We start from the raw sequence: 359 nt of genomic DNA, 5'->3' as shown, positions 1-359 counted from the left end.
ACCGTGTCCTCGCTCGGCAACGCCGGCAGCCTGCGCGGTGGCTCCCTGCTGATGACGCCGCTGAAGGGCGCCGACGGCGAGGTGTATGCGATCGCCCAGGGTAATCTCGTGGTCGGCGGATTCGGCGCGCAGGGCAGCGACGGCTCGCGGATCTCGGTGAACGTGCCCAGCGCCGGCCGCATTCCCAATGGCGCCATCGTCGAGCGCGCCGTGCCCGACGGCCTCAGCAGCAACGGCGAGGAACTGGTCCTCGACCTGCATCGCGCCGACTTCACCACGGTCCAGCGGCTGGTCGATGTGGTCAACCGTACCTATGGCCCGGAGACCGCCCGCGCGGTGGACGGCGGCAGCGTGGCGGT

The 359-nt window shown here is 71.0% G+C and carries 1 protein-coding gene; it reads left to right on the top strand.

Annotated features, from left to right (window positions below):
• The coding region (locus FLQ44_RS16680; RefSeq protein WP_147695308.1) for a flagellar basal body P-ring protein FlgI at positions 1-359 on the top strand (359 nt) is incomplete at both ends.

The sequence above is a fragment of the Vogesella mureinivorans genome, assembly GCF_007644035.1.
In the GTDB taxonomy this organism is placed as follows: domain Bacteria; phylum Pseudomonadota; class Gammaproteobacteria; order Burkholderiales; family Chromobacteriaceae; genus Vogesella; species Vogesella mureinivorans.
The sequence above is the reverse complement of the archived record's forward strand: the minus strand, read 5'-3'. Positions and strand labels throughout refer to the sequence as shown.